At 41.2% G+C, this 14,448-nt stretch carries 12 protein-coding genes; 11 read left to right on the forward strand and 1 reads right to left on the reverse strand.

Annotated features, from left to right (window positions below; translation table 11 throughout):
* The first annotated feature begins 692 nt into the window (after positions 1 to 692).
* The 4 genes from EP1_RS11355 (at position 693) to EP1_RS11370 (ending at position 5,417) form a co-directional block, all read left to right on the forward strand.
* Complete coding sequence (locus EP1_RS11355) at positions 693 to 1,541, forward strand: ParA family protein (RefSeq protein ID WP_067627463.1); 849 nt, start codon at positions 693 to 695, stop codon at positions 1,539 to 1,541.
* 12 nt (positions 1,542 to 1,553) lie between these two features.
* Positions 1,554 to 2,090, forward strand: a complete 537-nt coding sequence (locus EP1_RS11360) for a hypothetical protein (protein WP_067627465.1) — start codon at positions 1,554 to 1,556, stop codon at positions 2,088 to 2,090.
* A 651-nt stretch (positions 2,091 to 2,741) separates the two neighbouring features.
* Positions 2,742 to 3,824 (forward strand): replication initiator protein A, encoded by a 1,083-nt coding sequence (locus tag EP1_RS11365; RefSeq protein WP_067627468.1) that lies wholly within the window; start codon positions 2,742 to 2,744, stop codon positions 3,822 to 3,824.
* A 54-nt stretch (positions 3,825 to 3,878) separates the two neighbouring features.
* Positions 3,879 to 5,417 (forward strand): chloride channel protein, encoded by a 1,539-nt coding sequence (locus tag EP1_RS11370; RefSeq protein WP_067627470.1) that lies wholly within the window; start codon positions 3,879 to 3,881, stop codon positions 5,415 to 5,417.
* Between the two features lie 54 nt (positions 5,418 to 5,471).
* On the opposite strand, the gene EP1_RS11375 is transcribed toward EP1_RS11370, so the two are convergent.
* On the reverse strand, positions 5,472 to 7,376 hold the full coding sequence (locus EP1_RS11375; protein WP_067627472.1) for an alkyl/aryl-sulfatase: 1,905 nt from the start codon (positions 7,374 to 7,376) through the stop codon (positions 5,472 to 5,474).
* A 98-nt stretch (positions 7,377 to 7,474) separates the two neighbouring features.
* Here EP1_RS11375 and EP1_RS11380 point away from each other — a divergent pair, with 98 nt between their 5' ends.
* From EP1_RS11380 to EP1_RS11410, 7 genes are all read left to right on the forward strand, one after another.
* Positions 7,475 to 8,698 carry a M24 family metallopeptidase gene (locus EP1_RS11380; protein ID WP_245630610.1) on the forward strand — a complete coding sequence of 408 codons (1,224 nt, stop codon included), beginning with the start codon at positions 7,475 to 7,477 and terminating at the stop codon, positions 8,696 to 8,698.
* A 220-nt stretch (positions 8,699 to 8,918) separates the two neighbouring features.
* Positions 8,919 to 9,677, forward strand: coding sequence for a threonine/serine exporter family protein (locus EP1_RS11385; protein WP_067627474.1), 759 nt, complete (start codon positions 8,919 to 8,921; stop codon positions 9,675 to 9,677).
* Between the two features lie 50 nt (positions 9,678 to 9,727).
* Positions 9,728 to 10,204 (forward strand): threonine/serine exporter family protein, encoded by a 477-nt coding sequence (locus EP1_RS11390; protein WP_067627477.1) that lies wholly within the window; start codon positions 9,728 to 9,730, stop codon positions 10,202 to 10,204.
* 495 nt (positions 10,205 to 10,699) lie between these two features.
* Positions 10,700 to 11,776 (forward strand): M24 family metallopeptidase, encoded by a 1,077-nt coding sequence (locus tag EP1_RS11395; protein WP_067627479.1) that lies wholly within the window; start codon positions 10,700 to 10,702, stop codon positions 11,774 to 11,776.
* A 15-nt stretch (positions 11,777 to 11,791) separates the two neighbouring features.
* Positions 11,792 to 12,673, forward strand: coding sequence for a proline iminopeptidase (gene pepI / locus EP1_RS11400; protein WP_067627481.1), 882 nt, complete (start codon positions 11,792 to 11,794; stop codon positions 12,671 to 12,673).
* 18 nt (positions 12,674 to 12,691) lie between these two features.
* On the forward strand, positions 12,692 to 14,047 hold the full coding sequence (locus tag EP1_RS11405) for a peptide MFS transporter (RefSeq protein ID WP_067627483.1): 1,356 nt from the start codon (positions 12,692 to 12,694) through the stop codon (positions 14,045 to 14,047).
* A 148-nt stretch (positions 14,048 to 14,195) separates the two neighbouring features.
* Positions 14,196 to 14,448 (forward strand): transposase (locus EP1_RS11410; RefSeq protein ID WP_167540757.1); only part of this gene is annotated, 253 nt, incomplete at its 3' end.

Consider the following 14,448-nt stretch of genomic DNA (forward strand, 5'->3'; position numbering starts at 1 on the left):
TCCCTTCAGGAACTAAACGAGTCCACAAAACGAGTCATTTGGGCTCTTTTTTAGCTCTATAAAGTTTACTTTTTTAAAAACAATCAAGTAAACCTTATATAAAAAGATTGAAGTTTACCTTTTAGTTAAACAATTTACCGTAATTAAAGTTGTTTAAGTTTACTTCATTTGTGAGTTTAAAAGTAAACTTTAAACGAATTGTAAATTTCGGTAAACTTTTTATTATAAGCATCACGGTATACTTTATTACAAATAGAGTTTACTTTATTAAATAGAAACAGGTAAACTTTATTTTATATCAAGTATCAGATAAAGTTTACTATTTGTTCAATTCAAGTAAACCTTAGAATATTAGAAGTTTACTTTTATTTTACATAGATATTGATTTAATAGCTTTTGAATTATTAAAAAGTTTACTTCATAAAATATAGAGTAAACTTTTTATTTAAATGGTGTTAACTCAAAAGATTTATTATCGTTTACCTCAAAATAATAAAAGTTTACTTTTAGATCTTATTTCAAGTTTACCTTTTATATATTAATAAAGTATACTTCATTATTCCTTATTTAAAGTACACTTTATTAATAATGATTTGTAGTTTACTTATTTTATCGGTTTTATAGTAAACCTAATTGATATTTACCGTCATTTATAGTAAACTTTAAAAGAGAAACTAGGATTGGAGATTGTTATGCCAAAAAAAGCTGAAACATATGTAGTAGGAAATTTTAAGGGAGGCGTTGGAAAATCAACGACCGTTCAAATGCTCTCATTTGAAAGTGCCTTTCGTAAAAAAAGAAAAACGCTGGTCATCGATTTGGATCCGCAAGGGAACACCAGTGATGTCTTATCCTTAACTGGTGAAAATTTCGGAAATGATACCTTACCAGAAGAATTTGACTCAACTATTTGGGAAGCCGTCCGTTCAGGGGACATCCAATCGTCAATTTATCAAATTATTCCCAATTTAGATCTGATTCCTGCCAATATTTCCTTTTCTGATTTTCCCGATTATATGATCGAGAAATATCCGGGAGATAAAGTATCGCAATTTAAGTATATGGAGCGTTTGATTGAGCCGTTAAAAGAGGTTTATGACGTCATTTACATTGATGTACCGCCAACCATCAGTACTTATTCCAATGCTGCCATGTACGTCGCGGAATATGTCATCGTGATTCTGCAAACCCAAGTGAAATCCCTTAAAGGGGCTCAAAATTACATTGATTACATGAATTTTTTCATTGAACAGTACCAAACTGAGCTAGAAGTCGTGGGAATTGTTCCATTTATGATGCAAAAACGCGACTCAGTGGACCAAGAAATCTATACCGCTGCAAAAGAAATCTACGGCGCCCATCTTTTAAACACCGTTGTGCTAAATCAAAGTCGTTTAAAACGTTATGACGGGTCAGGAATTACCTATGAAATCAATAAAAATGGTAAAGTCGAGCAGTGGGACAAGCGGGCACATGAAGTTTTCGTCAATATTTTGGACGAAATTGATGAACATCGCTTGATATTAAGCGGAGAAGAGTAGGGGAGACGTTAAATGGCGAAAAAAATGAAGCTGGATTCGCTTTTAACGGCGAACAAAAAAAATAAAGGCATCGAAAAAATGTCTGAGTATTCTAATCAAGACAAAGAGGAAAAGAAACCCAGTTCTCAGGACCTCTTAGCCAACCGAACACTAAGCCCAGAAACCGATTTTCGACATTCTTCACTTCACGAAGAAACTAGACCTTTAAATGAAAAAAAGCCGCAAGAAAATACCCTGCATACACCTGATAGTGAACCCGGAAAGCGGGGGAGGAAGCGCCAATACTACGATCCTCGGCTAAAAGCATTGGAAATGCAAAAAATCTCAGCCCGAACGAAGATTCGGATGCAAAATTTGATCAATGCCAAATTTGATGGCTACACTCCAGATAAGATGATTGACTTCTTATATGATTATTATTTGGAAAAGGGTCTATCAAGAGATGACCGTAATTTCTTGAATCAGCTTGAAGAAGCCTCTATGGAGGAGTATAAAGAGAAGCCGAAGTATCAAAAATTATTCAAAGAATTAGAAAACGATGAGAATTAGGCTCAAAAAAAGTAAACCTCAATATAGGGAACTACCTATGTTACGGTTTACTTTTTTTGAAGTTATCAATCAATTAAGTTTACCTTTATGATTGTTTATCTTTTTTTAAAGTTTACTTTTGAAATGGCAGAGGCTCTTCTTCGGGGGCTGTGGATAACTAATGAACACCTTATCCGCCTTACTTTTTATCCACATTTTCTGTAGAAAGGAGGGCAGGGATTGTTTCAAATTGAGTTTACCTAAATTACTTTTACATCCTTTAATCAAGTAAACCTAAATTGTTTTTATTCCGCATTTACCGTAAACCTCAAATGCTTTTATAAACCAAATTAAAGTTAACTCAAAAAAAAGATGTTCAGGAATCGCTTTACAATAGGCTTTTAATCCCTTATTCTAGACATGTAGAAAAAAACGAAAAAAAGAGTTTAAAGATTTGGCGATCTTTAAACTCAAAGGTTTGAGCTAATTTTGGCGAATTAGCCTGTCACATATAGATAAACTTATCAGGGTTAGAAAAATTGGTGTTTGCCTAACCTTTATTAAGTATACCATATTTTGGATACTTCCTCAATCAATTATCACGTGACAGTCAGCATTCCTTTAAGACCTTTCGTTACTAACTTTGAAAGTGAATTCAGGAGGTTTTTTGTCATGTCCACACATTTAGATAACATCATGACTGCATCCAACTTACCAAACGGAAATTATATTCCCATTGATTTGAATCTAATAAATAATCCACAATATGAAAACTTATCGATTGAAGCCATGATGCTTCATGCTCTGTATACGATGCGAATGACTTGCAGTATCTACAATTCGCAAAAAGAGGGGACTTGGTTAGATGAAGCCGGGCTACCTTATATTTATTTTTCAAATGAAGAGGCGGCCGAATTGTTGCGGGTCTCTGAACGAAAAGTCACCAATTTAAAAAACACGTTGTTGCAAGCCGGTTTGATCCAGGTGCAGCGTCATGGTCTCAAAAATTATCGTATTTATGTCGCTAATCCGCAAGCTCCCAAAAAGGATTGCGCGGTCAAATTAGCCTTTAAAAATTATACCAGCACAAAAACACTCGCAGTTGTGGACAAAGCCCCAACGCCCGCTCACGAGTTATCCACTGTGGATAGAGAAGCAGAATCTGCGGCTTCGAACACGCAAAATTTGCTTACAAGTACACAAAAACAATTAGCAAAACAAACCACAAGAGCAACAAAAGTAACTAGCACGGGACCGCAAAAAGTCGCCGTAACGCAAGCCGAAAGTCTGATTGACGGGCTAGCCGCTCGTTATGCTCATTTGTTGCCGCAACAAGCCTTTCAACGATTTTTACCGTTTTGTGATGGGCAATACCAAAAAGCCCGCTGGTTTGTCGACACGATTTTTAAAGCTAAATATGCCAGCACCCAGCAATATATCCAAGCCGGTTTACCGGCTGAGGCCGAAGTTTTGACCTTTGAACACAATGAGTATTTTAGAGCGGACATCAGTGATGCGATCGCCAAAGCCTTGGAACAAATGTATCGCTATCAGACCGTCAAAAATCCCGAAGGCTTCTTTTTCGCCTTTATGAAAGGCTTCTTTACCGAAAAAACCCGTCAATATCTAGTCGATCATTATCAGCTAACGCCTGAATTGCAACAAACGCTTTCAAGCCTGCAATTAACAATTCAACAAAAAAAGACCCGAAAAAAGCCGCAAAAATCACAAAAAGTCGCGCAAAAGGCCTCCTAAGAACTAAAACCTTTGTTATAATGTAGCGGAGTCTAACAAAGAAAGGTTAATTTTATGAATAAGTTTAAACTAGCATTTTTTGGCTATAGCGGTCTTTTGGGATTGTTTGTTGGGATCGTCGTGGCCTTATTTATGGGTCTGACGGAATTAGGTCAGCAGCTTTTGTGGCAAACACTGCCCAAAGCACTGGGGGACCCGCGGATTTATCCCTTGATCGTCTGTACGATCGGCGGGGTAGCGATTGGTTTTTTTGTAAAAACTTTTGGCCGCTACCCGCGTACCTTGCAGGAATCTTTTACAGAATACCGCGAAACCAAGCGGATCGATTATCATGATGGCAAGTTGGTTCGTAACTTGCTTGGTTCACTATTGGTTTTATTCTTCGGAGCTAGCTTAGGGCCAGAAGCGGCCTTGATTGCGCTCTTGGGCGGTTTGATTACTTACGCCGCTGACCGCAGAAAAATGAGTGAGGGTCAACGAGCTGATTTACTTGAATTTGGTGTCGGGACCTCGCTGGGAGTTATTTTTATGACGCCATTATTTGGTGTCGGGCGGACCGTGGAGCAAGATGATTGGCAAGTCGTCACAGAAAGTAAACTAAAAAAATATGTTTTGTATCTGTTTGCCACCTTCACCGGTTTTATTGGTTATCTTTTCGCCAATAGTTTTTTCCCGAATCAAGATCAGGTTTTTGCGGTTCGGCGAATGGATAGTTCGTTTACTTGGCAGGGACTGCTCCTGACGATTCCTCTGATTCTTTTAGGGGCTTTGTTCGGGAAACTCTTCTTAGTTTTACAAGAAAAAGGCGAGCAGCTGAATCAGCGGATTCGCAATCCTTTACCGCTGGCGATCTTTGCGGGACTTGTGCTAGGAATTTTAGGCACGATTTCACCGTATTTCTTATTTTCGGGGGAACATAATTTATTGTCGTTTACCCGTCAAGCCGAAACGCTGCCTTTTGTGATTCTATTACTGATTGGTTTTGGTAAAGCCGCCATTACGATCTTTTTGTTAGCTTGCAATTGGCGCGGAGGAACGATTTTCCCGATGATTTTCTCCAGTATTGCGGTGGCTTTGGCATTTGCCAGTGTTTTACCGTATTCGCCTGGTTTACTCGTGGCCGTTTTTACCGCGAGCGCGTGTGCAGTGATTTTGAAACAGCCTTTTGCGACGGCGTGTCTGTTCTTGTTGCTGTTTCCAGTGGAATTATTCTTATGGATTTGGTTGGCCGGCTATTTAGGCAATCTGTTTTTACAGCGGCTTCCTTTTTTCCACGAAGAACAAACGATCAAAACTTTCAAACTGCCGGAAATTCCGCAACGTAGCAAACGACCGGTTGAAAAGAAAGTCCAGCAAGCACCTGTGAAACAGCCGGTTCGTCCAGTGAGAAAAACAGAAGAGTCGAAACAAGACGGGAAGCCCGTTGCGCAGTCTCAAGCAGTTGCCGCAAAAGCAGACCGCTTGAAACGACCACTTGCGAAAAAACAAGCAACCAAAAATACAAAGATAGTCAAAGAAGTAACGAAAACTACTGAGCAACCAACAGTGGACGAAGCACCGCAAACCCGGATGAGTCGTCATCGTCGCAAATAACGTCTACAGCAAAAAAGCAGAAGTCAGCCGTCAGGCTCGCTTCTGCTTTTTCTTTTAAGGTTCGATGATCGCAAAACTCTGTCTTTTCGCGTTGAATTCAAATACTTGGTGCCATTCCTGCAGTTCACCCGGGTCAGCTCCCAATAATTGGTTCATGAATGTTAGGCGTTTGCCTTGGTAAAAAGCTTCACCAGCCGTTGGTTCATTTAGATCGACTGGATAATAGGTGAGAATTCCTTGCCAATAATCAAGGTAGTAACAAGTGGCTTGTTGAAGATAACGGCCCTGTTCAAAAGTCCAGTCGTCCTCAAAAATGATCGTGCCACAAAGGTGTTTTTCACTAGGGATGGTATGCAAACTTAAATAATTCAAAACCATTTCCCCGGATAGATGCTTGATCAGATCGGTGGGACTGCTAGTATAGCGATTCGGATCAGTATTCGTTCCTTGGGCCAATTCCAAAGCGCCCGTTAAATACTCATTGCGCCAGGTTCCCGACTCCGCTTGATAACCTAATTGAGTCAAAGCTTTTTGGCACAATTGGCGGGCTTTTTGATTTTCTGGATCAGCAAAAACAATTAGATTGGTGACTTTCGCCACCCAACGATACGCGCCTTTTTGATAATCCTCGTTGGCTTTTGTTAAGATGGCGGCTGCTCCGCCCATATAGCGGACAAAATTTTCGGCTTCTTCTTTTGGCGGTAGCGGCTGTAGATTGACCGGATTGGAATCATACCAGCCCATATATTTTTGATAGACTGCTTTGCTATTGTGACTGATCGTTCCATAATACGGGCGCAAATACCATTTCTCCGTCAAATCTTTTGGTAAATGGAGCTGCTGTTCGACTTCATTTTCTGTATAGCCTTGATTAATCGCCGCCAAGGTTTGATCATGGATTCCTTTATACATCCGCGCTTGATTGATCAAGTATTCATTGATACACTCCGGATCTTCTTCGGTAGCATAGCGCGGCCAAGTATGGGCATGAAATAACACTTTCGCCTGTGGTCCAAATAAATGGCGCGCCTCTAACAAATATTTTGCCCAAGCGGTGGCATCACGAACTTGCGCTCCCCGCAAAGTATATAAATTGTGCATGGTACAGGTACAATTTTCTGCCATCCACAAAGCTTCATATTCAGGGATAAAAGTATTCATTTCTGCTGGCGCTTCGGTGCCGGGAGTTAATTGGAAGACGAGACTTAAGCCATCGATGCTCAAGGTTTGATTGGTGGTGATTTCTTTAGTCGGCAACTCAAAACTGATCGTTCCTAAGGACTGGCCTTGTCCGATGCCAATCGATAAGGCCCCGTCAGCCGCTTTTTCCAGTGAGGCTCCGTATTGATATTCAGCGCGTCGTCCCATCGCTTTTCCGACCATTAAATTTTCGGCGATCGCCGCTTCTGTAAAGCCGGTGGGTGCGTAGATCGGAACGGTCGGATCCAAAGTGAAATCAGGAAACAAGCCACGGATTCCGCCAAAATGATCTACATGAGAATGACTGATGATGATCCCGGCGAGATGCTGATCGACGCTGGGATAGTTATTTTCGGCAAACCAGCGATTGGCAAATTCGATGGCGGCCCGGGAGCATTCGATGCTCATCAAGGTGTCAAAAACCAGCCAAGTATTTTTAGGTGTCAGGACCAAGGTGAGGTTCGCCATGTCAAAACCCCGCAGTTGAAAAATCTTGTCGGTTACACGGAATAGACCGGTTTGGTGATTGCAGCGGGCATTTTCCCAGAGACTGGGGTTGGCACAAGCCGGACACTCCTTTTCTAAAAAGTCATAAGCCTGTTGACTCCAAATCACTTTCCCGTCCTGTTTGATCTCCAATTCGTTAAACGGGGCCACACAGTTTTGTTTGGCGAGTGCCAACTCCTGATTTTTTTCAAAGGGCAGCTCGGTTTGAACTTGTTGATTTTTTTGCCGGGTAAAATCGCTTACTTTTTCCATAAAATAACTCCTCTCGATTTTTGTTCCTACAATCATCGTAAGCGATTTCGCTTTCAGCTGTCAATTTTGAATGGACTGCCAAAACAACTGCCCAACAAATGGAGCTGCCAGCAGAAAAGCAGTTCCGTTTTGCTCAAGCGCCCTTCAAAAAAACAGACATGATTTTTTTGAAAGCGTTGACCAAATTTCTGCTGACTGCTACTCTAGTCAGTAGAAGGCTAGAACTTCAAATCAGAAAGGAACGTGTGACGATGTTAAACGAAGAAAAGATTCGTGGGTATTTGGAAAAAGAAAAATTGGATGCTTTTTTTATTGCCAAAAGAGTGAATGTGCGTTTTACCAGTGGTTGGACAGGCGATGATTCATTTATTTTGCTGACAAAAGAAGGTCAATATTTCTTAACCGATCCACGCTATACTGAACAAGCAGATATCGAGGTCCCTGATTATGAAATTATCAATTGGCGTTTGCCAGGCCGGACAGTCGGCGATACCGTGGCACGTTTAGCCAGTGAAAAAAAACTTAAGACAATCGCTTTTGAAGCCGATTATTTAACCTATGATATGTATTCAGACTTTACTAGTAAAACGGATGCAGAATTTGTGCAAGCCGGTGGTGTGATTGATCGCATGCGGGCGATCAAATCCCCGCAGGAAATCCAATATATGCGCAATGCCTGTGAAATTTCTTGCCGGGCCTTTAACCGGATCTTGGAGGATCTTCGCGTTGGGGTAACTGAAAAAGAACTCGCTGCGAAATTATCTTTATATATGGTTCAAGAAGGTGCTGATACCCAACCTTACGGCAATATTTTGATTTCCGGCGCCAATACGTCCTTGCTCCATGGAATTCCTTCGAAAAAAGCGATCGAATATGGGGATTTTGTTTTGATGGACTTTGGCTGTCAGTATGAAGGCTACATGTCGGATATGACCAGAACGGTCGTCGTTGGAAAAGCCAGTGAAAAACAGCGGGAAGTCTATGAACTGGAAAAACAAAGTTTGGAAGCGGCCGAAGCAGTAATGAAAAACGGCGCGGCCGTCAAAGATATTTATCAAGCTTCCTTGAAACCACTGGCAGGGACAGAATATCCACAATATACGTATCGTAATATCGGCCACAGTATCGGTTTGTTCGTCCATGAATTGCCATACATCGATGAACAATATGACGATGTTTTGGAAAGTGGAATGGTGATGACGATCGAACCGGGAATCTATATTCCTGATTGGGGCGGTGTCCGGATCGAAGACCAAGTCTTGATCACGGATGATGGTTATGAAAATATGATCAGTATTTCCCATGATTTGATTGAATTATAAGCGTGAAATAAGCTATACTAAGACGACGACAGCTTTTTTGCTGTCGTCGTTTTTGCGAGTCGAAGATTTATCAACATACGGTTTAGTTTGAGGAGATCTTCGCCACTGAAAAATAAAAAAACGGCGCGGCCTAATGTAGAACGCGCGGTTCATTAGTAAGGCAGCAGTTTTGCCAAACAACGTCTACCGAGTGACGGGATAATGAAAAGGGGGGGATTTGATGAATGAACGGGAATCGTTTGACTTTGTCTACGATATTGCCGAAACCTTATTAAAAAATGGCGCTGAGATCAAGCGGATCGAAACGACCATTCGTCATATAGCCGTGGCGTTAGAGTTAAAAGAGTTTGATAGTTTTGTGCTGATTAATGGTATTTTTATGACCGCACGGCTGAAAGATCAAACCGTTCAAGCGCGGGTGCGGGATATTCCGATTTCCCCCATCAACTTAGGGCGGATCGAACAGATCAATACCTTGTCTCGGCGCTTAACGGAAAAGCGTTTAGATCCGGAAGACGCCAACGAATGGCTACAAGAAATCAAGCATGAATCCTTTGCTTCGAATCCTTTAAAAATATTTGCTTACGCTTTTGGCAGTGCCAGCTTCTGTTTTATTTTTGGAGGGAGCTTATGGGATACGATCGGAGCACTGGTTTTAGGGGTTTTATTAGCTTGTTTCACGATGTATCTATTGCCGAAATTTAACATGTCGGATATTATCGCCACCATTACCAGCAGTGGGGTGGTCAGTATTTTGGCGTGTTTGTTCGTTCACTTTTTTCCGGCGTTGCAGTTGACCAGTCTAGTGACTGGCGGGATCATCTCGTTATTGCCGGGAGTGGCGATCGTCAACGGGATCCGTTATCTATTTGACGGCGATTACAGCTCCGGTTGGGGCCAGATGATTTATGCCTTGATCACCGCCTTATGTGTCTCGGTGGGTGTTGGTCTGGTCTTACGAGTATTTAGCCTGTTATAGCGGGCGTTTGGCTAATCAATCTAGACGATCTTTAGAAAGGAGTGGGAGCGATGGTTAATGGGTTGTTACAAATTTTAGCCGGTTTTTTGGGGACGATCTCGTTTGCGATTTTGTTCGAAGTTCCCCGGCCCTATTATTTTCAGTGCGGCATGATTGGTGCCTGCGGTTGGGCGATATACTTACTGATCATGCATTTTTGGGTGGCACCGATCGCTGCGACGTTCATTGCTTCACTGGTTTTGATCTACCTTTCGCGGGAAGCTTCCTTTGCACTGAAAGCACCGGTCACGATTTTTTTGATCTGCGGGATCTTTTGCTTGGTCCCAGGGATGGGGATTTATAATTTTACCTATAATTTTTTTATTGGCGATTCTGTCAAGGCCGCTCAGATTGGCATCCAAGTATTAAAAATCGCCATTGCGATTGCAGTGGGGATCACCGTCGGGTATGAACTGTCACCAAAATTCTTTTATTCGTATCATAAAATGCAGAAGCACCAAATTCATTCTCATAAACAAAATCAGTAAACAGCTTTGTTGTATAACAGAGCTGTTTTTTCTTTTGTTCAAAAAAGCTGAAAAAAGTATTAGTCAGAAAAACCCCGTTATTGAAAAAATGTTTTTTAATAATAAAATAAAAAACATGAGAGAATAATAAGCACAAAAAATGATGGGTAATCGAGTGTATGAAGGGATTTTATTTTTTAAAATGAACTAATCAATCGTCGAATTGGAAAAAAAGTTTAAAGAATTGTTTAAATAAACTAAAAGATATAGTAAAATGATGGCAGCGGATACGAAATGCTAAAAGCTTCTTTTTTTTTAGAAAAGCTTGAAATGCAAAGTGTTTTATGGTTATTTTAAAATTAGTGGCAGAGGGATGGTTACTCATTTTTTATTACGTATTTCAAATCTGTTACAGGACAGGTTGTTTCCGCGCAAAGTGATTATTAGCAGCTACGTGAGAACTTAGCTGTTTTTAATAATGCCAATCGGCAATCATGATAAAAGGAGTGAAATATTTTGAAAGAACGTCGCGTTGAAAGAGTCATTGAAAAAATGAAAGAACAAGGTTATGGTCAATTACTGGTTTCAGACCCAGCAACTATTTTCTATCTAACTGGCCGCTGGATTCATCCTGGTGAACGGTTATTGGTACTAGTGATTACGCCAGAAAATAAAAACACATTGATCGTCAACAAATTATTCCCGATCGAAGAGGATTTGGGCTTGGAAAAAGTCTTTATCGATGATACCGACGATGCTGTGAAAAAAGTTCTTGAATATGTTGATACGGATCAAAAAATCGGTGTTGACAAAAATTGGCCTGCGCATTTCTTATTACACTTATTAGAGCTTGTACCAAACGCTAAATTAGGTAACGGCTCAGAAGTGACAGATGCGGTGCGCGCAATCAAAGATGAAGAAGAAAAACAATTGATGCGTGATGCTCAAGCAGACAATGAAGTGGCGATCGATCGCTTGAAAAAATTATTGCCGGAAGAATTGACAGAAGCTGAAATGGCAGAAAAATTAGCTGAAATCTACAAAGAACTAGGCAATACCGGTTTTTCTTTTGATCCAATCGTTGGCTACGGTGCCAATGCGGCTGACCCGCATCATGAAACCGATGATTCTAAAGTGAAACCAGGGGACTCTGTCATCTTGGATATCGGCGGAATCAAAAATTCTTATGCTTCAGATATGACCCGGACTTTCTTCTACAAAGAAGTTTCAGACAAAGGTCGCGAAGTCTATGAGATCGTTAAAGAAGCGGCTCAACGTGCCATTGATCTGGTGAAGCCAGGCGTTAAATTCTCTGATCTGGATGCGGCTGCCCGTGACTATATCACAGAAAAAGGCTATGGCGAATACTTTACTCATCGTCTTGGTCATTTTATCGGGATCGAATGTCACGAAGCAGGCGATGTTTCTGGTGCGAACCATAACACAGCCGAAGTCGGCAATATTTTCTCGATTGAACCAGGGATCTACATTCCAGGGGAAGTCGGCGTGCGAATCGAAGACTTAGTGATCGTTACTGAAGACGGTTGTGAAAACTTGAATCATTATTCGAAAGAGTTAGAAATTATCGGTTAGGAGGCCGCGCAACGTATGAAAATCGAAGAAGGCTACATGCCTTATCTAGGGCATCAAACTTATTATCGGATTGTCGGTGAACAAGGCGGCAATAAGAAACCATTGATTGTCATGCACGGCGGCCCCGGCTCAACCCATAACTATTTTGAAGTACTTGATGAAATGGCGGTCGATGGCCGCCAGATCATCATGTATGATCAATTAGGCTGTGGAAAATCAGCGGTGCCATCCCAGCCGGATCTTTGGACGGCTGAAACATGGGTCAATGAGTTAATCGCGTTAAGAGAACACCTTGGTTTAGATGAAGTTCATCTGCTAGGTCAATCTTGGGGCGGGATGCTGGAAATTATTTATGTTTGTGACTATGCCCCTAAAGGCGTCAAGAGTATGGTACTTTCAAGTACGTTATCTTCTGCTAAATTATGGGCGCAAGAACAACACAGAATGATCAAATTCATGTCAGAAGCTGATCAAGCGGCGATTGCCAAAGCCGAAGAAACCGGTGTTTATGATGATCCGGCTTATCTGGCAGCTAATGATCGCTTTATGGTTCGCCATGCGGCCCCCGTCTTTACTAAAGACGATCCAGAACCATTATGGCGTGAAAAAGTGGCGGGAACGGAAAGTTATGTCATGGCTTGGGGACCGAATGAATATTCACCTGAAGGAACTTTACAAGGTTATGACTATACGGAAAAATTACGGAATATCACAGTTCCAACACTGATTACTAGCGGCACCAATGATTTATCGACGCCTTTAGTGGCAAAAACGATGTATGACGCGATTCCAGGGGCGAAATGGGAATTATTTGCTTATAGCAGACATATGCCTTTTGTGGAAGAGCGAGAAAAATACATGAAACTGTTGGCTGAATGGCTAGCAGCAAACGATTAAAAGAAAGAAGGAATGATAGTGGAAACAACACCAGTAAAAACAAAAAAACCATTTGGCTTTTATGTCTGTGCACTAGGGTTCACCTTTGAACGTTGTGCCTTTTATACAGCCAAATACATGTTGGCGATTTGGATCGCCACAACGGCCGCATCCGGCGGTTTAGGCATGACCAGTGCCCAAGGGGTGCAAATTTCAGCATGGTTCGTTGCAGCAACTTATATTACCCCGACGTTTGGCGGATACATCGCCGATTATTGGTTAAGCCCAAGGCTCTGTGTAGCAGCCGGGATGGTCATGATGGGTGCCGGTTATATGTTAGCTTGGCAAGCCAGCTCGATGGGAATGGTCTGGTTGATGATCATCTTAGTAGCGCTTGGTACCGGTTTGTTCAAAGGTAATCTGTCCGGCGTAAATGCCCTCTTGTTTAATGACGAGAAAGAATTGAATGAAGCCTTCTCTATTCAGTACTCATTTGTTAATATTGGTTCATTTATCGGAACGACATTCTTAGTATTGTTAATTCCGCCATTTGGCTTCAACTTTGTTTTCATGATTTGTGGTGTATTACTGTTGATTGATGCTGCGTGGTTTATCTTTAACAGCCGTTCGTTAGGCGAAGCTGGTAAAAAACCATTTAAGATCGACCAACGTCAATTTGAATCGGCTGGTAAAAAAGACGATATGGCAGATACAAAATTGACTTCAGGCGATAAGAAACGGATCGTAGCGATTATTTTAGTAACGTTATTCTCAGTAATTTTCTGGACTGTTTGGTATTTAGCTTATATGCCAGCGTACTTCTACTTTGGCTACGGCGATGGCGCCGGCTTTATCGAACGTGCTAATTGGATGATCGGCAGCTTCAAGATCCCAACGTCTTATTTCGACTCAATGAACGCGTTGACTTGTATCGTATTAGGTCCTGTTTTAGGACGTTTATGGACCAAGTTAGCTGCGCGTCCGAAAGGCGATATGAGTATGTTTAAGAAAACGGCTTTAGGCATGATCTTAGTCGGAGTTTCTTATCTAGTTATGGTTCTTGCTGATGTGGTTGGAAACGGACATACAGGAATTTTATGGTTGGCTTTAGTCAGCTTATTGATGTCAGTCGGCGAAATGGTCTTTTCACCACTTGGAAATTCATTCATTGCCAAATTAGCACCCGCTAAAATGATGGGACTATTATTAGGTGTTTGGACGATCGCGGTCTTCTTATCACAAATGATCTACCCAGTCATCTATGCCTTGTTAGAAACAGATGTACCTAAAGATTTCCAAATGGGTTACGGAGTTCTAGCAGCAGTCGTTATCGTATTAGGTCTGATCTTATGGTTTGGCAGCAAATCATTGGATGCTTTAGAAACAGCTGAATAAAACTTAGCTTAGGAGCTGTGACATAAGTCTCTGAAAAAAACTCCAGAAATGACGGAAAACCGTCTATTTCTGGAGTTTTTTGGGTAATATAAAAGAGTACGGTGGCACCCGTACTCTAAATCATTCAACCCCCGAAAGGATCAAAATCATGCATACAAATTATAACATGAATCAACTCACATTGGACATCAGTACTTCATTCGAACCAAAAGAAAATCACGTAGCCCTTTTCATTAACGAGTTAGTGGCGTCTCTTCAAATCAATCAACCTTACCTTTTTGGAAGACCAAGAGAGTATGATTTGAGTGCAATGATGAAGTTGGTTCTTTTTGCCTATACGAGAGAAACGTTTACTAGCCGCAAGATTGAACGATTGGCAGAAGAAAATCTTTATGCCCGGT

The sequence above is a fragment of the Enterococcus pseudoavium NBRC 100491 genome (assembly GCF_001544295.1).
Classification (GTDB): Bacteria; Bacillota; Bacilli; order Lactobacillales; family Enterococcaceae; genus Enterococcus_A; species Enterococcus_A pseudoavium.

Excerpts from the sequence above, each read along its gene's own strand:
- EP1_RS11355 (WP_067627463.1), top strand. The coding sequence starts at position 693 with ATGCCAAAAAAAGCTGAAACATATGTAGTAGGAAATTTTAAGGGAGGC.
- EP1_RS11360 (WP_067627465.1), top strand. The coding sequence starts at position 1,554 with ATGGCGAAAAAAATGAAGCTGGATTCGCTTTTAACGGCGAACAAAAAA.
- EP1_RS11365 (WP_067627468.1), top strand. The coding sequence starts at position 2,742 with ATGTCCACACATTTAGATAACATCATGACTGCATCCAACTTACCAAAC.
- EP1_RS11370 (WP_067627470.1), top strand. The coding sequence starts at position 3,879 with ATGAATAAGTTTAAACTAGCATTTTTTGGCTATAGCGGTCTTTTGGGA.
- EP1_RS11375 (WP_067627472.1), bottom strand. The coding sequence starts at position 7,376 with ATGGAAAAAGTAAGCGATTTTACCCGGCAAAAAAATCAACAAGTTCAA.
- EP1_RS11380 (WP_245630610.1), top strand. The coding sequence starts at position 7,475 with ATGGAGCTGCCAGCAGAAAAGCAGTTCCGTTTTGCTCAAGCGCCCTTC.
- EP1_RS11385 (WP_067627474.1), top strand. The coding sequence starts at position 8,919 with ATGAATGAACGGGAATCGTTTGACTTTGTCTACGATATTGCCGAAACC.
- EP1_RS11390 (WP_067627477.1), top strand. The coding sequence starts at position 9,728 with ATGGTTAATGGGTTGTTACAAATTTTAGCCGGTTTTTTGGGGACGATC.
- pepI (WP_067627481.1), top strand. The coding sequence starts at position 11,792 with ATGAAAATCGAAGAAGGCTACATGCCTTATCTAGGGCATCAAACTTAT.